The sequence below is a fragment of the Streptomyces mutabilis genome (genome assembly GCF_046628145.1).
Lineage (GTDB): Bacteria > Actinomycetota > Actinomycetes > Streptomycetales > Streptomycetaceae > Streptomyces > Streptomyces mutabilis.
In genome coordinates this window covers 1767697-1787500 of sequence record NZ_CP176874.1, presented here as the reverse complement: position 1 = coordinate 1787500, position 19804 = coordinate 1767697, and the positions used below count along the sequence as shown (strand labels likewise).

Annotated in this window: 16 protein-coding genes and 2 rRNA genes (1 of these 18 cut by a window edge); 13 read left to right on the top strand and 5 right to left on the bottom strand. The window is 72.2% G+C overall.

The features are described from left to right. Together ACLIN4_RS07870 and rrf are read left to right on the top strand one after the other, a co-directional pair. Nucleotides 1-1412: ribosomal RNA gene (locus ACLIN4_RS07870) — 23S ribosomal RNA — on the top strand; it begins 1710 nt to the left of the window's first position. 107 nt (nucleotides 1413-1519) lie between these two features. After that, nucleotides 1520-1636: ribosomal RNA gene (gene rrf / locus ACLIN4_RS07865) — 5S ribosomal RNA — on the top strand. 120 nt (nucleotides 1637-1756) lie between these two features. Here the strand turns inward: rrf and ACLIN4_RS07860 are convergent. Further along, the gene (locus tag ACLIN4_RS07860; protein WP_411576816.1) at nucleotides 1757-2848 is read right to left on the bottom strand and encodes a hypothetical protein; all 1092 of its coding nucleotides are present in this window, start codon (nucleotides 2846-2848) and stop codon (nucleotides 1757-1759) included. A 63-nt stretch (nucleotides 2849-2911) separates the two neighbouring features. Between ACLIN4_RS07860 and ACLIN4_RS07855 the strand changes: the two genes are divergently transcribed. Then, a complete protein-coding gene (locus ACLIN4_RS07855; RefSeq protein ID WP_257101665.1) occupies nucleotides 2912-3661 on the top strand; it encodes a tetratricopeptide repeat protein in 750 nt (249 codons plus the stop codon). A 76-nt stretch (nucleotides 3662-3737) separates the two neighbouring features. Here the strand turns inward: ACLIN4_RS07855 and ACLIN4_RS07850 are convergent, their stop codons facing one another. Continuing rightward, nucleotides 3738-5030, bottom strand: coding sequence for a DUF1015 domain-containing protein (locus ACLIN4_RS07850; RefSeq protein WP_107478264.1), 1293 nt, complete (start codon nucleotides 5028-5030; stop codon nucleotides 3738-3740). A 72-nt stretch (nucleotides 5031-5102) separates the two neighbouring features. Here ACLIN4_RS07850 and ACLIN4_RS07845 point away from each other — a divergent pair, with 72 nt between their 5' ends. The 4 genes from ACLIN4_RS07845 (at nucleotide 5103) to ACLIN4_RS07830 (ending at nucleotide 9258) form a co-directional block, all read left to right on the top strand. Then, the gene (locus ACLIN4_RS07845) at nucleotides 5103-6134 is read left to right on the top strand and encodes an HAD hydrolase-like protein (RefSeq protein ID WP_307653024.1); all 1032 of its coding nucleotides are present in this window, start codon (nucleotides 5103-5105) and stop codon (nucleotides 6132-6134) included. Nucleotides 6135-6248: 114 nt separating this feature from the next. Beyond that, complete coding sequence (locus tag ACLIN4_RS07840; RefSeq protein ID WP_107478263.1) at nucleotides 6249-7295, top strand: FecCD family ABC transporter permease; 1047 nt, start codon at nucleotides 6249-6251, stop codon at nucleotides 7293-7295. A 41-nt stretch (nucleotides 7296-7336) separates the two neighbouring features. Further along, complete coding sequence (locus ACLIN4_RS07835; RefSeq protein ID WP_369177227.1) at nucleotides 7337-8374, top strand: FecCD family ABC transporter permease; 1038 nt, start codon at nucleotides 7337-7339, stop codon at nucleotides 8372-8374. Continuing rightward, nucleotides 8371-9258 carry an ABC transporter ATP-binding protein gene (locus ACLIN4_RS07830; RefSeq protein ID WP_107478261.1) on the top strand — a complete coding sequence of 296 codons (888 nt, stop codon included), beginning with the start codon at nucleotides 8371-8373 and terminating at the stop codon, nucleotides 9256-9258. The genes ACLIN4_RS07835 and ACLIN4_RS07830 overlap by 4 nt, the downstream gene beginning before the upstream one ends. Here the strand turns inward: ACLIN4_RS07830 and ACLIN4_RS07825 are convergent. Beyond that, entirely contained in the window at nucleotides 9242-9589 is a 348-nt protein-coding gene (locus ACLIN4_RS07825; protein WP_100048889.1) for an SCP2 sterol-binding domain-containing protein, read from the bottom strand. The two genes, ACLIN4_RS07830 and ACLIN4_RS07825, sit on opposite strands and share 17 nt — an antisense overlap. A 42-nt stretch (nucleotides 9590-9631) precedes the next feature. Here ACLIN4_RS07825 and ACLIN4_RS07820 point away from each other — a divergent pair, with 42 nt between their 5' ends. The 6 genes from ACLIN4_RS07820 (at nucleotide 9632) to ACLIN4_RS07795 (ending at nucleotide 15975) form a co-directional block, all read left to right on the top strand. Then, entirely contained in the window at nucleotides 9632-9928 is a 297-nt protein-coding gene (locus ACLIN4_RS07820; protein ID WP_100048890.1) for a hypothetical protein, read from the top strand. A gap of 7 nt (nucleotides 9929-9935) precedes the next feature. Further along, the gene (locus ACLIN4_RS07815; protein WP_107478260.1) at nucleotides 9936-10751 is read left to right on the top strand and encodes a hemolysin; all 816 of its coding nucleotides are present in this window, start codon (nucleotides 9936-9938) and stop codon (nucleotides 10749-10751) included. After that, nucleotides 10748-11653, top strand: coding sequence for an NAD kinase (locus ACLIN4_RS07810; protein WP_107478259.1), 906 nt, complete (start codon nucleotides 10748-10750; stop codon nucleotides 11651-11653). Before ACLIN4_RS07815 ends, ACLIN4_RS07810 begins: the two co-directional genes overlap by 4 nt. 222 nt (nucleotides 11654-11875) lie before the next feature. Further along, nucleotides 11876-13594, top strand: coding sequence for a DNA repair protein RecN (gene recN, locus ACLIN4_RS07805; RefSeq protein WP_290013727.1), 1719 nt, complete (start codon nucleotides 11876-11878; stop codon nucleotides 13592-13594). A 281-nt stretch (nucleotides 13595-13875) separates the two neighbouring features. Further along, nucleotides 13876-14643, top strand: a complete 768-nt coding sequence (locus ACLIN4_RS07800; protein ID WP_289911179.1) for a hypothetical protein — start codon at nucleotides 13876-13878, stop codon at nucleotides 14641-14643. A gap of 186 nt (nucleotides 14644-14829) precedes the next feature. Beyond that, entirely contained in the window at nucleotides 14830-15975 is a 1146-nt protein-coding gene (locus tag ACLIN4_RS07795) for a glycosyltransferase family 4 protein (protein ID WP_290013721.1), read from the top strand. A gap of 9 nt (nucleotides 15976-15984) precedes the next feature. On the opposite strand, the gene ACLIN4_RS07790 is transcribed toward ACLIN4_RS07795, so the two are convergent. Further along, nucleotides 15985-17628, bottom strand: a complete 1644-nt coding sequence (locus ACLIN4_RS07790; RefSeq protein WP_107478256.1) for a PucR family transcriptional regulator — start codon at nucleotides 17626-17628, stop codon at nucleotides 15985-15987. A gap of 297 nt (nucleotides 17629-17925) precedes the next feature. Next, nucleotides 17926-19728, bottom strand: coding sequence for a glycoside hydrolase family 15 protein (locus ACLIN4_RS07785; protein ID WP_179342744.1), 1803 nt, complete (start codon nucleotides 19726-19728; stop codon nucleotides 17926-17928). Between the last annotated feature and the right edge of the window lie 76 nt (nucleotides 19729-19804).

Genomic DNA, 19804 nt, shown 5'->3' with positions numbered 1-19804 from the left:
TAAATCCGGATGACATGAGGGTGAGACCTGATGCCGAGCCGATTGTGGTGAAGTGGATGATCCTATGCTGTCGAGAAAAGCCTCTAGCGAGTTTCATGGCGGCCCGTACCCTAAACCGACTCAGGTGGTCAGGTAGAGAATACCGAGGCGTTCGGGTGAACTATGGTTAAGGAACTCGGCAAAATGCCCCCGTAACTTCGGGAGAAGGGGGGCCACGCTTGGTGATCGGATTTACTCCGTGAGCTGGGGGTGGCCGCAGAGACCAGCGAGAAGCGACTGTTTACTAAAAACACAGGTCCGTGCGAAGCCGTAAGGCGATGTATACGGACTGACGCCTGCCCGGTGCTGGAACGTTAAGGGGACCGGTTAGCTTGGATTCGTCCAGGCGAAGCTGAGAACTTAAGCGCCAGTAAACGGCGGTGGTAACTATAACCATCCTAAGGTAGCGAAATTCCTTGTCGGGTAAGTTCCGACCTGCACGAATGGCGTAACGACTTCTCGACTGTCTCAACCATAGGCCCGGTGAAATTGCACTACGAGTAAAGATGCTCGTTTCGCGCAGCAGGACGGAAAGACCCCGGGACCTTTACTACAGTTTGATATTGGTGTTCGGTTCGGCTTGTGTAGGATAGCTGGGAGACTTTGAAGCTCGCACGCCAGTGTGGGTGGAGTCGTCGTTGAAATACCAGTCTGGTCGTGCTGGATGTCTAACCTGGGTCCGTGATCCGGATCAGGGACAGTGTCTGATGGGTAGTTTAACTGGGGCGGTTGCCTCCTAAAGAGTAACGGAGGCGCCCAAAGGTTCCCTCAGCCTGGTTGGCAATCAGGTGTTGAGTGTAAGTGCACAAGGGAGCTTGACTGTGAGACCGACGGGTCGAGCAGGGACGAAAGTCGGGACTAGTGATCCGGCGGTGGCTTGTGGAAGCGCCGTCGCTCAACGGATAAAAGGTACCCCGGGGATAACAGGCTGATCTTCCCCAAGAGTCCATATCGACGGGATGGTTTGGCACCTCGATGTCGGCTCGTCGCATCCTGGGGCTGGAGTCGGTCCCAAGGGTTGGGCTGTTCGCCCATTAAAGCGGTACGCGAGCTGGGTTTAGAACGTCGTGAGACAGTTCGGTCCCTATCCGCTGTGCGCGTAGGAGTCTTGAGAAGGGCTGTCCCTAGTACGAGAGGACCGGGACGGACGAACCTCTGGTGTGCCAGTTGTTCTGCCAAGGGCATGGCTGGTTGGCTACGTTCGGGAGGGATAACCGCTGAAAGCATCTAAGCGGGAAGCCTGCTTCGAGATGAGGACTCCCACCCACTTGATGGGGTAAGGCTCCCAGTAGACGACTGGGTTGATAGGCCAGATATGGAAGCCGGGTAACCGGTGGAGTTGACTGGTACTAATAGGCCGAGGGCTTGTCCTCAGTTGCTCGCGTCCACTGTGTTAGTTCTGAGGCAACGAACAGTTGCCGGCTTTCGAGCTGAACAGAACAATTGAAGAGTGTGCTTGTTCGCTCGAAACCATTAGGGTTTCGGTGGTCATAGCGTAGGGGAAACGCCCGGTTACATTCCGAACCCGGAAGCTAAGCCTTACAGCGCCGATGGTACTGCAGGGGGGACCCTGTGGGAGAGTAGGACGCCGCCGAACAATCTTTGGGAAGGACCCCTGGTCCCCAGCGTTCAGCTGGGACCAGGGGTCCTTTCGTTTTTCCAGGGCGCACCGGGTACCCGGCTGCGCGAGAATGACTTGCGGTACCGAAGACAGGAGTCACCCATGTCCACCAACTCTCCCGACGACCGACCGGAGCGCGATCAGCGACGACGGGACAGTGGTGGCCGTGGTGACCGGAACGGCCAGCGCGGGGACCGTGGCGGATTCCGTCGCGACAACGACCGTGATCGCGGTGTGTTCCGTCGTGACGACCGTGGTGGGGACCGTCCCTCGTTCCGCCGTGACGACCGCCGCGATGACCGGCGTGACGATCGTCGGGATGACCGTGGCGACCGTGGTGGTTTCCGTCGGGACGACCGTCGGGATGATCGGCGTGACGACAACCGTGGTGGTGGGTACGGGCGTCGTGACGACCGTGATCGTGGGCCGCGTCGTGATGACCGGGATCGTGGCGGGGACCGTGGGTTCCGTCGTGACGACCGTGGTGGGGACCGTCCGTCGTTCCGTCGTGACGACCGTGGTGGGGACCGTCCGTCGTTCCGCCGTGACGACCGTGGCGACCGTCCGTCCTTCCGTCGTGACGACCGTGGTGGGGACCGTCCCTCGTTCCGCCGTGACGACCGCCGCGATGACCGGCGTGACGATCGTCGGGATGACCGTGGCGACCGTGGTGGTTTCCGTCGGGACGACCGTCGGGATGATCGGCGTGACGACAACCGTGGTGGTGGGTACGGGCGTCGTGACGACCGTGATCGTGGGCCGCGTCGTGATGACCGGGATCGTGGCGGGGACCGTGGGTTCCGGCGCGACGACCGTGGTGGCGACCGTCCCCCGTACCGCCGCGATGACCGCCGTGACGACCGTGGCGACCGCCCGTCCTTCCGCCGTGACGACCGTGGTGGCGACCGTCCCTCGTTCCGCCGTGACGACCGCCGCGATGACCGGCGTGACGATCGTCGGGATGACCGCGGCGACCGTGGTGGCTTCCGTCGGGACGACCGCGAGAACCGCGGTGACCGGGGCGGCTTCGGCCGGCGTGACGACAGCCGCGGTGGCGATCGTGGCGGCTTCCGGGGGCGGGACGACCGCGGTGGGTTCCGTGGCCGCGACGACCGAGGAGGCCGTGGTCCCCGGCGCGACGACCGGGGCGGGCGGCCCGGTGGCTTCCGTGGGCGGGACGACCGGCAAGGCGGCGGTGGGCGCTTCCGTGAGGAGCGGGACCGTGATCGCGACCGTGAGCCGATCAAGCGCCTGCCGATCCCCGAGGAGGTCACGGGCGACGAGATCGACAAGGACGTACGTCAGGAACTGCAGAGCCTGCCCAAGACGCTCGCGGAGGACGTCGCCAGGAACCTGGTGATGGTCGCCCGGCTCCTCGACGAGGACCCGGAAGCTGCTTACGGCTACTCCAGGGTGGCCCTGCGTCTGGCGTCCCGTGTCGCCGCCGTACGGGAGGCCGCCGGATTCGCCGCGTACGCCAACCAGAAGTACAGCGAGGCCCTGGCGGAGTTCCGGGCCGCGCGGCGGATGACCGGGTCCGTGGAGCTGTGGCCGGTCATGGCGGACTGCGAGCGTGGGCTCGGGCGGCCGGAGAAGGCGCTGGACATGGCCGGCGCACCCGAGGTGCACAAGCTCGACAAGGCCGGCCAGGTCGAGATGCGGCTCGTGGCGGCCGGCGCCCGGCGTGACATGGGTCAGCTGGACGCGGCCATCGTGACGCTGCAGAGCCCGGAGCTGGCCTCCAACTCCGTGCAGCCCTGGACCGCGCGGCTGAGGTACGCCTACGCCGACGCGCTGCTGGCCGCCGGTCGTGAGCAGGAGGCGCGGGAGTGGTTCGCGAAGGCCGTGGAGTCCGACCGGGACGGCAGCACGGACGCCTCCGACCGGCTCGCCGAGCTCGACGGTGTGGAGTTCATGGACGCCCTCGACGAGCGCGAGGGCGAGGACGGCCCGGTGAGCCCCGCCGCCGAGGACGACACCGAGGACGGCGCGAAGGACTGACGTCCGCGACCTGATGATGAAGGGGGCGGGACCGGCACACGGTCCCGCCCCCTTCGTCGTGCGGTCTCGAGCCGCGTCACAGGTCCAGCGCGCGCAACACCAGGCCCGAGGCCGGTTTGGGGCCGAAGGACGTCGACTTCCGGGGCATCGTGACGCCCTGCTGGGCCAGTTCGCGGACGACCTCCTCGCGGACGGGGTGCATCAGTACCGCCGTACCGCCGTCGCGTTCCGCCTTCTCCACGGTGGCCGCCGTGTCGTGGATGTAGGAGATGTGGGCCGCGGAGTCGTCCGGGACTCGCCAGACGTGCGCCAGGAGCGTGGCGTGCAGGACGGTGGCGTCCAGCGTGCGCCAGGCCCGGGGGCGGTCGGCGGGGACCGTGCGGTCCAGCAGGGCCGGGTCCGGGCGGTCGACGAGGTGGAAGGCGCCGTCGCCGGCGAGCAGGAAGGCGTTGCCCGATGCGGACGCTTCCGCCAGGTCCTCCATGGCCCGGGGCAGAGGGCCGCCGAGCCGGCGGACGCGGAAGTGGCCGTCCAGGGCGGCCACGGCATCGTGCAGCGGGAAGCCGTGCAGCAGGCGGTGGATGGCGCGGACGCGGAGCGGGTAGCGGGCCGTGTCGACCAGGAGGACGAGGCCGTGGTCCCAGGGGCTGGGAGAGGGGTGCTCCGCGCGGAGTGTGCGGTAGGTGGCCCAGCGGTGGTGGCCGTCGGCGATCAGGGCCTGGTGCCCGGCCAGCTCGGACCGGACGCGGGCCAGGTCGTCGGGGTCGGTGACCGACCACAGGCGGTGGCAGTAGCCGTCCTCCGTGGTCGTCGACAGCAGTGGCGGCTGTTCGGCGGTGCGTTCCACGACGGTCGTCGTGGCCGCCGTGGCACCGTTGCCGCGGTAGGTGAGAAGCAGGGGTTCGAGGTTGGCCCAGGTGGCCCGCATGAGGGCCGCGCGGTCGGCGACGACGTGGGGCATGACGTCCTCGTGCGGCAGCACGACCTGCTCGGAAGGGTCCGAGACGCGCAGGGCGCCGATGATGCCGCGTTGCAGCATGCCGTCGCCGTCGCGCTGTTCGTAGACGTACAGGCCCGGTTCGGAGTCGGCGGTCAGCACACCCTCCGCCCTCCAGCGCCGGAGGGTGTCGGCGGCCTGTTCGTTGCGGGCCTCGGGGGAAGCGGCCTGCGGCAGGATCAGGCGGACGATGTTGTGCGGGTCGGCGGATTCGAGGTGGAGCAGGCCGTCGGGGCGGACCACGACGTCGTAGGGCGGGGACGTCACGGCGGCCAGGCTGCCGACCCGGTCGGGGTCGTAGCGGAGGCCTCGGAACGGGGTGAGTTCCAGGCCCCGGCGCGCCGTTGCTTCCGGGTGACCTGCTGTGTTCATCCCGGCATCGTACGTGTGTCAGTGGCATGGGGGATGATCGGGGGAAAGGCGTCGAACGAGGAGCGATGTGCAATGAGCCGGAGCGTCAGGACGAGGCCCGAGGGCAGTGGGCGGAGCCTGGGCGAGGCGTACGACACGGCGCTGCTCGACCTGGACGGGGTGGTGTACGCCGGGGGGAACGCGATCGACCACGCAGTCGAGTCGCTCGCCGCGGCCCGCGCGGGCGGCATGCACCTGGCGTACGTCACCAACAACGCGCTGCGGACCCCGGACGCGGTGGCCGCGCACCTGACCGAGCTGGGCATACCGACGGGCGCGGACGACGTCATCACGTCGGCGCAGGCGGTGGCCCGGCTGATCGCCGAGCAGGTGCCGTCGGGCTCGCGGGTGCTGGTGATCGGCGGTGAGGGGCTGCGGGTCGCCCTGCGGGAGCGAGGGCTGGAGCCGGTCGAGTCCGCGGAGGACGATCCGGCGGCCGTCGTGCAGGGGTTCGGCGGGCCGGAGCTGCCGTGGGGGCGGTTCGCGGAGGCCTGCTACGCCATCGCGCGCGGGGTGCCGTGGTACGCCTCCAACACCGACCTGACGATTCCGGGCGCCCGGGGCATCGCACCGGGCAACGGCGCGGCGGTGGAGGTCGTCCGGATCGCCACCGGGGCCGAGCCGCAGGTCGCGGGGAAGCCGCTGCCGCCCATGCACCGGGAGACGATCCTGCGGACCGGCGCGCAGCGTCCGCTGGTGGTGGGGGACCGGCTGGACACGGACATCGAGGGCGCGTTCAACGGTGAGGTCGACTCACTGCTCGTCCTGACCGGAGTGACCGACGGGGCACAGCTGCTGGCGGCGCCGCCGCGGCACCGGCCGACGTATGTCGACGCCGATCTGCGTGGGCTGCTGTCCGGGCAGCCCGAGGTCACCGGAGACGCGGGTGGCGGCTTCCGCTGCGGTGGCTGGACGGCTTCGGCCGGCGCCGAGCGGCTGGAGTTGGAGGGCGACGGCGCGGCGCTGGACGGGCTGCGTGCGCTGTGTGCGGCGGCCTGGACGGCGGGCGGGGAGGAAGGGTGTGAGCTGGATTCGGGGAAGGCGCTGGCGCGACTGGGGTTGTGAGCCGCCGTGCGGGGAAGGAGCCGGGCTGCGGCGGGCCTGAGGAGAGTGGCCGCGAGCCGGTCCGGGGGATTCTCGGGATCGTGATCGGATGGCAGGGTAGGCTAACCTAACCGCGTGTTGGTCGACAGTCCCCCCGAACAGCGCGCGGAGACCGCCCCCGCGCCGCCCCCGAAACGTCGTGTCCTACGTGCCGTCGGGCTGCCCGTCTCGGCAGCGGTCCTGGTGTTCATCGCGTTGGTGAGCCTCGCGGTCGGCGCGAAGGACCTGACCCTGGCGCAGGTCTGGCACGGCCTCTTCCACGACTCGGGCTCGTACAGCGACGTAGTGGTGGGCGAGCGGTTGTCGCGGACCGTGCTCGGTCTGCTCGCGGGTGCCGCGCTCGGCCTCGCCGGAGCCGTCCTGCAGGCGCTCACCCGCAATCCGCTGGCCGACCCCGGCCTGCTCGGCATCAACGCGGGCGCCTCGGCGGCGGTCGTCACGGCCATCACCTTCTTCGGCGTCACCTCGCTGACCGGGTACGTGTGGTTCGCGTTCGCGGGCGCGGCGGGCGTGGGCGCGCTGGTCTGGTTCCTGGGCGGCAGCCGGGGAGCAACGCCGGTGCGGCTGGTGCTGGCCGGCACGGCGATCAGCGCCGCGCTCTTCGGCTACCTCCAAGCCGTGATGATCATGGACGACGCCGCGCTGGGCCGGATGCGGTTCTGGACGGTCGGATCGCTGTCCTCGGCGACCGACGACACCATCATGGAGGTGCTGCCGTTCTTCGTGGTGGGCACGATCCTCGCCCTCGCGCTCTCCCGACCGCTCAACGCCATGGAGATGGGCGACGACACCGCCAAGGCCCTCGGCGCCAACCTGAACCGCACCCGGGCGCTGTCCATGCTCGCCGCGACCGTGCTGTGCGGGGCGGCGACCGCGGCCTGCGGGCCGATCGTGTTCGTCGGACTGATGGTCCCGCACATCGTCCGCTCCTTCACCGGGCCCGACATGCGCTGGATCCTGCCCTACGCCGCGATCCTGTCGCCCGTGCTGCTGTTGGGCGCGGACGTCCTCGGCAGGATCGTCGCGCGGCCCTCCGAGCTCCAGGTCGGCATCGTCACCGCCGTCCTGGGTGGGCCGGTCTTCATCTATCTCGTACGACGGCGGAGGACGGCCCAGCTGTGAAGACCGGGAAGACCGTGAAGAGCGGCAAGAGCGGGAAGACCGTGAAGACCAACCGCGCCGTGCGCAGCCCGGGCGGGCTGTCCTTCCGCCTGGACGTGCGGGCCACCGTCGTCGTCGCCCTGCTGCTGGTCCTCGCGCTCGCCGCGAGCGTCCTGCTGATCGGCACCGGCGACTTCGAGATACCGGCCGCCGACGTGCTCCGGACCCTGGCCGGCCAGGGCAACGCGAGCCAGGAGTTCATCGTCAACGAACTGCGGCTGCCGCGGGTCCTGGTGGGGCTGCTGGTCGGCGCCGCGCTGGGACTGGGCGGCGCGCTGTTCCAGGCCATCTCCCGCAACCCGCTCGGCAGCCCCGACGTGCTCGGCCTCGGGCAGGGCGCGACGGCCGGCGCCCTCACCATGATCGTGCTGTTCTCCGGTACCTCGGCGCAGGTCACGATCGGCGCGCTCGTCGGCGGACTGGTGACCGGCCTCGCCATCTATCTGCTCGCCTGGAAGCGGGGCGTGCACGGTTACCGGCTGGTCCTGGTCGGTATCGGCGTCTCCGCGATCGTCACCGCCGTCAACGGCTATCTGCTCACCCGTGCCGACATCGTCGACGCCTCCCGCGCGGTCGTGTGGATGACGGGGTCCCTCGACGGCCGTGACTGGGCTCAGGTCTGGCCGCTGCTCATCCTGTGCGCCGTGCTCGTTCCGCTGGTTCTCACCAACGGGCGCGCGCTGCGCATGATGGAGATGGGCGACGACATCTCCTACGCCCTCGGAGTGCGCGTCGAGCGGGTGCGTGCCCTGCTGATGGTGGCCGCCGTGCTGCTCACCGCCGCCGCCACCGCCGCCGCGGGGCCGGTCAGCTTCGTCGCGCTCACCGCGCCGCAGCTCGCCCGCCGCCTGACCCGTTCGCCGGGCCCCAACCTGCTGCCGTCCCTGTGCATGGGTGCCGCCCTGCTGGTCAGTGCCGACTTCATCTCGCAGCGGGCCTTCGGCGCCGACCAGCTTCCCGTCGGTGTGATCACCGGCGTACTCGGCGGGGTCTACCTGCTGTGGCTGCTGGTCACCGAGCGCAAGGCGGGCCGGATATGAGCGCCGGCGCCGGCACCCGCAGCGGGCTGAACAACCAAAGGAGCAACGTGAACCGCCTGACCGCCGAGAACGTCACCCTCGCCTACGACCAGCGGGTCATCGCGGAGAAGCTGTCGGTGGAGATACCCGACAACTCCTTCACCGTGATCGTCGGCCCGAACGCGTGCGGCAAGTCCACCCTGCTGCGGGCCCTGTCGCGGATGCTCAAGCCCACCCGGGGCCGGGTGCTCCTCGACGGCTCGGTCATCCAGTCGATGCCCGCCAAGCAGGTCGCGCGGACCCTCGGCCTGCTGCCCCAGTCGTCCATCGCGCCCGACGGCATCACCGTCGGGGACCTCGTCGGCCGGGGCCGGTACCCGCACCAGGGCATCCTGCGCCAGTGGTCGACCGAGGACGAGCGCGTCGTCCAGGAGTCGATGGCCCAGACCGGCATCTCGGAGCTGGCCGACCGCTACGTCGACGAACTCTCCGGCGGGCAGCGCCAGCGCGTGTGGATCGCCATGGCGCTCGCCCAGCAGACCCCGCTGCTGCTGCTCGACGAGCCGACGACGTACCTGGACATCCAGCACCAGATCGACGTGCTCGACCTGTGCGCGGAGCTGCACGAGGAGCAGGGCCGCACGCTCGTGGCCGTCCTCCACGACCTCAACCACGCCGCCCGGTACGCCACCCACCTCATCGCCCTGCGCGGCGGGGAGGTCATCGCCGAGGGCGCGCCGAAGGACATCGTCACCGCCGACCTGGTCGAGCGGGTCTTCGGGCTGCGCTGCCAGGTCATCGAAGACCCGGAGACGGGCACGCCACTGGTGGTGCCGGCCGCGCGCAAGGCACGCGGCGGTGGTGCCGCCGAGCGCGAGAAGGTGGCGGCTACAGAAGCTTCCTGAGGCGGAACAGGTCGCGCAGGCCCGCCTCCAGCTTCACCCGGCCCGAACCCCAGGCCTTGGCGAAGTTCAGCTCGCCGTCGACCAGGGCCACCAGGTCGTCGCCGGTCATCGCCAGCCTGATCTCGGCCTTCTCGCGCGGCGGCCCCTCCAGGGTCTCGCGCACGTCGATCCGGCCGTCCGCCATGCGTCCGGCGAAGGTGACGTCCAGGTCGGTGATGTGGCAGCTCACCGAGCGGTCCAGCTCGGCGGCGGCCCGCACGTCCCCTTCGGCGTCGCCCATGTTGTCCGAGAGCTTCTCGAGTGCGGCGCGGCACTCCTCAGTCGTCGCCATCGGGACCGACCGTACCCCAGCGGTACGCGGTAGCGTCGGGGCATGAGCGACGCAGTACCGGAGCCGGAGGCACAGGAGACCGGCGGGGAAGCGGTCGAGGCGCACGCGCCGGAGCACGACCCCGCCGCCCCCGCCCCCCTCGACGTCCCGCGCACCCCCACCGGGAACGCCGAGGTGGACGCCCGGCTGGCCCGGCTGGCCGACGCCGACCACCTGACCACGGACGGACATGTCGAGGTGTACGAGGATGTACACCGGGGGCTGCGCGACGCGCTGACCGCGCTCGACGCCCGCCCGGGACCTCCGGTCCCGCCATCGCCGTACGAAAACAGGAGCTGAACCGAACGTGGCAGGAGTCGCACGCCGCCGTCTCGACGCGGAGCTGGTCCGCCGGAAGCTGGCGCGCTCGCGCGAGCACGCCAGCCAGCTGATCGCCGCCGGGCGGGTCTCCGTCGGCAAGACCGTGGCGACCAAGCCGGCCACGCAGGTGGAGACCGCCGCCGCGATCGTGGTCACGGCCGACGACAGCGACCCCGACTACGTCTCGCGCGGCGGCCACAAGCTGGCCGGTGCCCTCGCGGCGTTCGGGCCGCAGGGCCTCGTCGTCGAGGGGCGGCGCGCACTGGACGCCGGCGCGTCCACCGGGGGCTTCACCGACGTGCTGCTGCGGGCGGGCGCCGCGCACGTCGTCGCCGTCGACGTCGGGTACGGACAGCTCGCCTGGTCGCTCCGGCAGGATGAACGCGTCACCGTCAAGGACCGTACGAACGTACGCGAGTTGACGCCGGAAGCGATCGATGGGGAGCCCGTGGACCTTGTGGTGGGGGATCTGTCCTTCATCCCGCTCGGACTGGTACTGCCCGCCCTGGTGCGGTGCACCCGTCCGGACGCTGACCTGGTGATGATGGTGAAGCCGCAGTTCGAGGTGGGCAAGGAGCGGCTGGGCAGCGGGGGAGTGGTACGCAGTGCGCAGCTGCGGGCCGAGGCCGTGCGGGGGGTCGCCCACAAGGCCTGGGACCTGGGACTCGGGGTGAAGGGGGTCACCGCCAGTCCGCTGCCCGGTCCCTCCGGGAACGTCGAGTACTTTCTGTGGCTGCGGGCCGGGGCCGGTGAACTGGACCCGGCCGACGTTGACCGTGCAGTGGCGGAGGGGCCGAGTTGACACAGAACCGAGCGCGTACTGTTTTCCTGCTCGCCCACACCGGGCGTCCCGCGGCGATCCGCAGCGCGGAGCTGGTGGTCAAGGGGTTGCTGCACGCCGGGCTCGGCGTGCGCGTCCTGGAGGCCGAGGCGCGCGACCTGCCGCTGCCGGCCGAGGTGGACCTGGTCGGGGAGGCCACCCCGCAGTGCCTCGACGGGTGCGAGCTGCTCATCGTGCTCGGCGGTGACGGGACGCTGCTGCGCGGCGCCGAGTTCGCCCGCGCGTCCGGGGTGCCGATGCTCGGCGTCAACCTGGGCCGGGTCGGGTTCCTCGCGGAGGCCGAGCGCGACGACCTGGACAAGGTCGTCGACCGGGTGGTGAACCGGGCGTACGAGGTCGAGGAGCGGATGACCGTCGACGTCGTCGTGCACCGCAACGGTGACATCGTGCACACCGACTGGGCGCTGAACGAGGCGGCCGTGCAGAAGGCCGGTGCCGAGAAGCTGCTGGAAGTCGTGCTGGAGATCGACGGGCGGCCGGTGACCGGGTTCGGCTGCGACGGCATCGTGCTGTCGACGCCGACCGGCTCGACGGCGTACGCCTTCTCTGCCGGGGGGCCGGTGGTGTGGCCCGAGGTGGAGGCGCTGCTGATGGTGCCGATCAGCGCGCACGCGCTGTTCGCGAAGCCCTTGGTGACCTCGCCGGACTCGGTGCTGGCGGTGGAGGTGCTGCCGCACATTCCGCCGGGGGTTCTGTGGTGCGACGGTCGGCGGACGGTGGAGCTGCCGCCGGGGGCGCGGGTGGAGGTGCGGCGGGGTGCGGTGCCGGTGCGGTTGGCCCGGCTGCACCACGCGTCGTTCACCGACCGGCTGGTGGCGAAGTTCGCTCTGCCTGTGTCCGGGTGGCGCGGGGCGCCGCACTAGGCCTGACCCGGTGCCGCGCCCGGATCCACGCGTTTGCGGGGAGCAACGTGTCCGGAACTCGTCGAGTGCGGATACGGCCGGACCATCCCCGCGGCAGCGGGGAGCGATACTCGCGCAACGAGCGACCCGCCCGCAGGTGACGGCCTGTGGCTGCCACGGTCGGGTGGGGTGGCGTCGCACACCGCGGGCGAAACCTCGTATGGTCGGTGCGTGCTTGAGGAGATGCGGATACGGTCGCTGGGAGTCATCGACGACGCCGTGGTCGAGCTGTCGCCCGGCTTCACCGCTGTCACCGGTGAGACGGGTGCGGGCAAGACCATGGTGGTCACCAGCCTCGGGCTGCTCCTGGGCGGACGCGCGGACGCGGCGCTGGTGCGGATCGGGGCCAAGAACGCCGTCGTCGAGGGACGGATCGCCGTGCCCGAGGACGCGGCGGTGGCCGTGCGGGCCGAGGAGGCCGGGGCCGAGCTGGACGACGGGGCGCTGTTGATCAGCCGTACCGTTTCCGCCGAGGGCCGCTCGCGCGCCCACCTGGGCGGCCGGTCGGTGCCGGTGGGGATGCTCGCCGAGCTGGCCGACGACCTGGTGGCGGTGCACGGGCAGACCGACCAGCAGGGGCTGCTCAAACTGACCCGCCAGCGGCAGGCCCTGGACCGGTACGCGGGTGACGCGGTCGCCGGGCCGCTCGCCAAGTACGCCGAGGCCTACCGGCGGCTGCGGGCCGTCGTCCGTGAGCTGGAGGAGATCACCACCCGCGCCCGCGAGCGTGCCCAGGAGGCCGACCTGCTGCGCTACGGCCTCGACGAGGTCGCCGCGGTCGAGCCGCGCGCCGGCGAGGACGTGGAGCTGGCGGAGGAGGCGGAGCGGCTGGGCCACGCCGAGGCGCTCGCGTCGGCCGCCACGGCCGCGCACGCCGCGCTGGCGGGCAACCCGGAGGATCCCGAGGGCGTCGACGCGTCCACGCTCGTCGCGGGGGCGCAGCGCGCCCTGGACGCCGTACGGTCGCACGACCCGGCGCTGGCGGCGCTCGCCGAGCGGATCGGCGAGGTCGGCATCCTGCTGCGGGACGTGGCCGGGGAGCTGGCCGGGTACGCCGACGACCTGGACGCCGACCCGCTGCGGCTGGCGGCGGTGGAGGAGCGGCGGGCCGCGCTCACCGCGCTGACCCGGAAGTACGGCGAGGACGTCGCTGCCGTGCTGGCCTGGGCCGAGCAGAGCGCCGCGCGGCTGACGGAGCTGGACGGCGACGACGAGCGGATCGGCGAGCTGACCGCCGAGCGGGACGCGCTCAGGTCGGAGCTGGGCGGGCTGGCGCAGGCGCTGACGGACGCGCGGACGGAGGCCGCCGAGCGGTTCGCCGCCGCCGTGACCGCCGAACTGGCCTCGCTGGCCATGCCCCACGCGCGCGTGTCGTTCGCGATCCGGCAGACCGAGGACCCCGAGGGTGTGGAGGTCGGCGGGCGCACGGTCGCGTACGGGCCGTCGGGCGTCGACGAGGTCGAGCTGCTGCTCGCCCCGCACCCGGGGGCGCCGCCGCGGCCGATCGCCAAGGGCGCGTCCGGCGGTGAGCTGTCGCGCGTGATGCTGGCGGTGGAGGTCGTCTTCGCGGGCACCGACCCGGTCCCGACGTACCTCTTCGACGAGGTCGACGCCGGGGTCGGCGGCAAGGCGGCGGTGGAGATCGGGCGGCGTCTGGCGCGGCTCGCGAAGAGCGCGCAGGTCGTGGTCGTCACGCATCTGCCGCAGGTGGCCGCGTTCGCCGACCGGCAGCTGCTGGTGGAGAAGACGAACGACGGTTCGGTGACCCGGTCCGGCGTGAAGGTGCTGGAGGGCGAGGAGCGGATCCGGGAGCTGTCCCGGATGCTGGCAGGTCAGGAGGACTCGGAGACGGCCCGGGCCCACGCCGAGGAACTGCTCGAGACGGCGCGGTCGGACGCGTAGGCCGGCCCGGCGGCGTCCGGCGGCGTCCGGCGGCGTCCGGCGGCGTCCGGCGGCGTCCGGCGAGTCGGTGGGCGCGGTGGCCGCAGGGTCGCCGTTGTCCGGGCATCGCCACTGCTGGGGCGTCGGGGTGCGGGGTCGCGGAAGGCCCCGGATCGTCGTCGGGGGTCGAGGTCAGGGGCGCTGCCCCGGACGTCGCGGTTCCCGTCCGGGCAGGCTCGGACGCCCGGTGGCGCGTGGACGTCCGGGGCAGGACGGCGGTCGGGGTCCCGTAGGGTGGCCCGATGATCAAGCGTGTCCGCCGGACCGGCTCCTGCTCCTCCATGGTCCTCGCCGCCGTCCTCGCGCGAGGCGGCGTCACCGCGCTGCGTGCCGTGGCGCCGGGCGGCCGGGAACGCTGGGAGCGGAAGAACCACGCCGGGCGGACCGTGGATCTCTGCGCCGGGCCCGCGTCCGCCCTGGCGGCCGCCGTGGGGACGGCGCGGGTGCGGCCCGCCGTCGGCCTCGCGGTGCTCGCCGCGGGGGCCTGTGGCGCCTACGACGACGTGGTGGGCGCCGGGGACTCCCGGCGCGGGTTCCGGGCGCATCTGGCGGCGCTGCGGAACGGTGAGGTCACCAGCGGGGCGGTGAAGTTGTTCGGCATCTCCGCGGCCGGGCTCGCCGCCGGCGCCGTACTGAAGGAACGACCGCTGGACAAGGTGCTCGCGGGCGCTGTCATCGCCGGGGCCGCGCACTTCGTCAACCTCGTGGACGTGCGCCCCGGACGGGCCGGGGCCGCCGTCCTCGCGCTCGGCGCGCCGGGGCTGCTGCGCGAGGGGCCCGGAGCGGAAACGGCCGCCGTCGCCATGGGCGCCGCCGCGGCCGTACTGCCGGACGACCTCGCCGAGCGCACCATGCTCGGTGACACGGGAGCGCACGCGCTGGGCGCGGCCCTGGGCGCCGCGGTGGTGGCCGGGAACGGCCGGGCGGGGCTCGCCGCGCACGCCGTCGCGCTGGTGGCCGCGGCCGTGTGCGGCGAGCGGGTGAGCGAAGCGGCACGTTCACTCGGGTGAGTGAACCGGACCCGTCCCGTTGCCCGGACGGTCGCCCACTCGCGACGGCCGTCGTTCCCGGAACACCCGTACGGCCTGGCATCCTTGACGGAGTGACGCCCGGGCAAGCGCGCGGCGCACCCTGCCCGCACCATCGTTCTGTACGTTCTTCGTGACCGTCCCCGCCGAACCAGGAGCCCCGGCCAGGTGACCCCCGTGAGCAGCCCCGCACCGCACGGTCAGTCGCAGCTGCGCACCGTGCAGGTGCTGGGCGGCGGCAACGCCGTCAGTGGCGCGCACGTGCGCTCCCTGGCCGCGGGGCTCGTCGCACGGGGCGTGAAAGTGACGGTGTGCGCCCCCGACGATGCGGAACGCACCTACGACTTCACCGGCACCGGAGCCGACCACGTGCAGGTACCGCGCAGCAGCGACCCGGTCTCCGTGGCCGCGCTGCGGGCGGTGTGCGCGGACGCCGATCTGGTGCACGCGCACGGCCTGCACGCCTCCTTCCGCGCCGCGCTCGCCCTCGGCGGGCGGCGGGTCCGCACGCCGCTCGTCGTGACCTGGCACGACCGGGTTCATGCCGAAGGAGCCCGTGCCCACTTGCTGCGCGTGCTGGAGCGGCGGGTGATGAAGGCCGCCACCGTCGTCCTCGGAGCCACCTCGGAGCTGGTCGACGGCGCGCGCCGGACGGGCGCACGCGACGCCCGGCTCGGACCCGTCGCGCTCCCCGCCCGGCCCTGCCGACCGGGCGAGTCCGACGACCCGGAGGGGAAACGTCCGAAGGTCCGGGCCGAACTCGGCGCCGTCGGCCGCCCGTTGCTCATCGCCGTCGGCTCCCTGGAGCAGCACCGGGGCTACGACGTCCTGCTGGACGCCGCGCGCGCGTGGTGCCGCCTCGACCCGGTCCCACTGGTCGTCGTCGCCGGGGAGGGCCCGCTGCGCGCGGAGTTGCTGCGGCGGATCGAGGACGAGGGACTGCCGGTGGTGCTCATCGGCAGCCGTGACGACGTCACCGATCTGTTGGCGGCGGCCGACCTCGTGCTGCTGCCGAGCCGCCGGGAGGCCCGTTCCGTCCTTGCCCAGGAGGCCCTGCACGCGCGCGTGCCGCTCGTCGCGAGCGACGTGGGCGGCATCCCCGAACTCGTCGGCGAGGCCGCCGAACTCGTCCCGGACGGGGACGCGGAGGCCCTCGCGGACGCCGTGGTGCAGTTGCTCGCCGATCCCGGACGGTGCGAGGAACTGCGGGACGAGGGCGCACGGCAGGCGGCCACCTGGCCGACGGAGGACGAGACCGTCGCCCAGGTGCTCAGTGTCTACGACGAGTTGACGCAGCCCACGCCGCTGCTCTGAGGGAACCGGTCACGGCACGTGCCGGCGGGCGCGCAGGGCCAGGCTCAACGCCAGGACCGTCTGCGGGTCGTCGAGGTCCGTGCCGAGCAACTCCCCGATCCGCGCCAGCCGGTTGTAGAGGGTCTGCCGGTTGAGGTGCAGCTCGCGCGCCGTCTCCGCCTTGCGGCCCGCGTGGGCCAGGTACGTCTGGAGCGTGGGCAGCAGGGGCGGCTTGGAGCGGTCGTCGTGGTCGCGCAGCGGCCCGATGGCCCGGTCCACGAACGCCGCGAGGTCCGGGTGGTCGCGCAGCCGCCACAGCAGCAGGTCGATGTCGAGGCGCCGGGCGTCGTACCAGGGCCGGTCGGTGAGCCCCTGTGCGGCGGTCGCCGTCTCCGCCGCGTGCCTGAGGCCCGCCGACGCCGCCGCCCAGCCTCCGGCCACCCCGACGACCACCACGGGCGGCTGCGCTCCCGGCCGCTGCATCCCGGCCCGCTCCACGCCCGCCCGCAGCGCCGCCGCGACCCGGTCCGCGACCGCCGCCCGCTCCGACTCCGAGCGCAGGCACAGCAGCAGCGGCACCCGGCCCTCCACCGGACGTACGCCCAGCAGGACCGGCACCCCGACCGACGCCAGCTCCTCGGCGACCGCCCGCGCCAGCACCGCCCAGCCGCCCCCCGCGGGGGACAGGGCGTCGCCGAGGCGCATCACCACGGGGAGCAGGGGGCCGGCGCCGGGCTTGAAGCCGAGGACGCGGGCCTGCGCCGGGGCGTCCTCCGCCGTGATCCGGCCCTCGGCGAGGTCGGTGAGGAAGTCGCCGCGCCCGCGAGCCGCGAGCTCCTCCTCCTGCCGCGCCTGCATCAGCACCACGGCGAGGATGCCGGCCGCCCGCTCCGCGGCCATCCGGTGCACCTGCGCCAAGGGGGACCGCACGGGGAGCAGGACGAGCCGGGCGCGTACGGAGCCGGTGCCGGGGCCCGTGCCCGTGCCGCCGCCGGGCACGTCCACCAGCACCGAGCCCGCCGGGGGCGGGGCGTCCTTGTGCGGGCCGCGCAGGCCCTCCCACACCTGGAGCGGATCGGCGCCCTCGGGGCCGGAGCCGGCGGCGTACAGCAGGCGGCCGTCGGTGGTCTCCAGGAAGACCGGGTTGTCGCCGAAGTCGGCGAGGATGCCGAGCACCTGGGGGACTCCACCGCCGCCCAGCAGGGCGTCCGTGCAGCGGCGGTGCACCTCCTCGGCGCGCTGGAGGAGGGCGTAGTGGCCGTTGACGATCTCGGTGTGGATCTCCTCGGTGACCGTCACGAACGGCACCTCGCGGTGCAGCTGCACCAGCGGCAGACCGGCCGTGCGGGCGGTGTCCACGAGGGCGGAGGGCAGGCGTGCGAAACGCGGGCCGAGTTCCACGACCAGGGCCGCGATGCCGCGTTCCGCGAGGGTGCGGACGAAGGCGCGCTGCTCGGCGGGGCGGGTGCCGAGGCCGTATCCGGTGGTGAGGAGGAGCTCGCCGCCCTTGAGGAGGGAAGCGATGTTGGGCACCTCGCCGGCGTGCACCCAGCGGACGGTGCGGTGCAGGCGGTCGGCGCCGGCGAGGATCTCCGGGAGGCCGCTGCGGAGGCCGGGGAGTTCCAGGGCGCGCTGCACGGTGATGCCCGTGGGCGGGGGTGCGGCGGTGTTCATGGAGCGGACGGTACCTCTTGGGCGGGCGGTGCATCGTGGGTGCCCGGTGCGTGCCCGGTGCGTGCTCGGTGCCCGGCGCCCGGTGCCCGGCGTCCGGTGCCCAGCGTCCGTGTGGGCGCAGGGCGGGTGTCGCGGCCCGGCGTTGCGGGGTGCCGCTGCGCCCACCCGTGCCGCCCCAGCGGCACGACTGCCTGCGGCTGCGGCGGGTAGGGCGACTGCCCGCGGCCGCGGCAGGTACGGCGACTGCCCGCGGCCAAGGGGGCGCGGGCAGTCGTTCGTCAGTCTCCGTACGGTCCGCTAGCCCCCGTACGCCCCGCTCGCCGTCAGCCGCAGGGCCGTGTCGATCAGCGGCACGTGGCTGAAGGCCTGGGGGAAGTTGCCCACCTGGCGCTGGAGGCGGGGGTCCCATTCCTCGGCCAGCAGGCCCAGGTCGTTGCGCAGGGAGAGGAGCTTCTCGAAGAGCTTGCGCGCCTCGTCCACGCGGCCGATCATCGCCAGGTCGTCGGCCATCCAGAACGAGCAGGCCAGGAAGGCGCCCTCGTCACCCGGCAGGCCGTCCACGCCCTCGTCGCCGCCCTCCGTCGGGTAGCGCAGGATGAAGCCGTCCGACGTGGACAGCTCACGCTGGATGGCCTCGATGGTGCCGATGACCCGCTTGTCGTCCGGCGGCAGGAAGCCCATCTGCGGGATCAGCAGCAGCGACGCGTCCAGCTCCTGGGAGCCGTAGGACTGCGTGAAGGTGTTGCGTTCCTTGTCGTAGCCCTTCTCGCACACGTCCCGGTGGATGTCGTCGCGCAGCTGCTTCCAGCGCTCCAGGGGGCCGTCGGCGTCGCCGGACTCGATCAGCTTGATGGTGCGGTCGACGGCGACCCAGGCCATCACCTTGGAGTGCACGAAGTGGCGGCGCGGGCCGCGCACCTCCCAGATGCCCTCGTCCGGCTCCTGCCAGTGGTCCTCCAGGTAGCGGATCAGCTTGAGCTGGAGCACGGAGGCGTAGTCGTTGCGGGCCAGGCCGGTCATGTGGCCCAGGTGGAGGGCCTCGGTGACCTCGCCGTAGACGTCGAGCTGGAGCTGGTGGGCGGCGCCGTTGCCGACCCGGACCGGGGTGGAGCCCTCGTAGCCGGGCAGCCAGTCCAGCTCCGCCTCGCCCAGCTCGCGCTCGCCGGCGATGCCGTACATGATCTGCAGGTTCTCCGGGTCGCCGGCGACCGCCCGCAGCAGCCACTCGCGCCAGGCGCGGGCCTCCTCGCGGTAGCCGGTGCGCAGCAGCGAGGACAGGGTGATCGCCGCGTCGCGCAGCCAGGTGTAGCGGTAGTCCCAGTTGCGGACGCCGCCGATGTCCTCCGGCAGGGAGGTGGTGGGCGCCGCGACGATGCCGCCGGTGGGGGCGTACGTCAGGGCCTTCAGCGTGATCAGGGAGCGGACCACGGCCTCCCGGTAGGGCCCGTGGTACGTGCAGTGCTCGACCCAGTCGCGCCAGAAGTCCTCGGTGGCCTCCAGGGACTGCTCGGGCTCGGGCAGCGGCGGGGGCTCCTTGTGCGAGGGCTCCCACGAGATGGTGAACGCGATCCGGTCACCCGGCGCGACCGTGAAGTCCGCGTACGTGGTGAGCGCCTTGCCGTAGGTCTCCGCCTCTGTGTCGAACCACACGGAGTCGGGGCCCGCGACGGCCACCGTGCGGCCCTCGTGCTTGTGCACCCACGGGACCACCCGGCCGTAGCTGAACCGCATCCTGAGCTCCGAGCGCATCGGCACCCGGCCGGAGACGCCCTCCACGATGCGGATCAGCTGGGGCGCGCCGTCGCGGGGCGGCATGAAATCGGTCACCCTCACCGTGCCGCGCGGGGTGTCCCACTCGGACTCCAGGATCAGCGAGTCGCCGCGGTAGCTCCGGCGGGCCGCGGTCGGGGGCTCCGCGCCGGGGGCGTAGGCCGGGCCCATCCGCCAGAATCCGTGCTCCCCGGTTCCCAGCAGACCGGCGAAGATGGCATGCGAGTCGAAGCGGGGCAGGCACAGCCAGTCGACTGTGCCGTCCCGGCAGACCAGTGCGGCGGTCTGCATGTCTCCGATGAGTGCGTAGTCTTCGATGCGCCCGGCCACGTGCAACTCCAGTCGAACGGCCACGTCACCCCGCATGGGGGCGGTCGCTAGTGCGGTCAAGGGGGGTCAGGGGTGA

Bases quoted from the DNA above. Each gene is read 5' to 3' on its own strand.
- ACLIN4_RS07850 (WP_107478264.1), bottom strand. From the start codon at position 5,030: ATGAACACAGCAGGTCACCCGGAAGCAACGGCGCGCCGGGGCCTGGAA.
- ACLIN4_RS07845 (WP_307653024.1), top strand. From the start codon at position 5,103: ATGAGCCGGAGCGTCAGGACGAGGCCCGAGGGCAGTGGGCGGAGCCTG.
- ACLIN4_RS07830 (WP_107478261.1), top strand. From the start codon at position 8,371: ATGAGCGCCGGCGCCGGCACCCGCAGCGGGCTGAACAACCAAAGGAGC.
- ACLIN4_RS07825 (WP_100048889.1), bottom strand. From the start codon at position 9,589: ATGGCGACGACTGAGGAGTGCCGCGCCGCACTCGAGAAGCTCTCGGAC.
- ACLIN4_RS07820 (WP_100048890.1), top strand. From the start codon at position 9,632: ATGAGCGACGCAGTACCGGAGCCGGAGGCACAGGAGACCGGCGGGGAA.
- recN (WP_290013727.1), top strand. From the start codon at position 11,876: ATGCGGATACGGTCGCTGGGAGTCATCGACGACGCCGTGGTCGAGCTG.
- ACLIN4_RS07800 (WP_289911179.1), top strand. From the start codon at position 13,876: ATGATCAAGCGTGTCCGCCGGACCGGCTCCTGCTCCTCCATGGTCCTC.
- ACLIN4_RS07790 (WP_107478256.1), bottom strand. From the start codon at position 17,628: ATGAACACCGCCGCACCCCCGCCCACGGGCATCACCGTGCAGCGCGCC.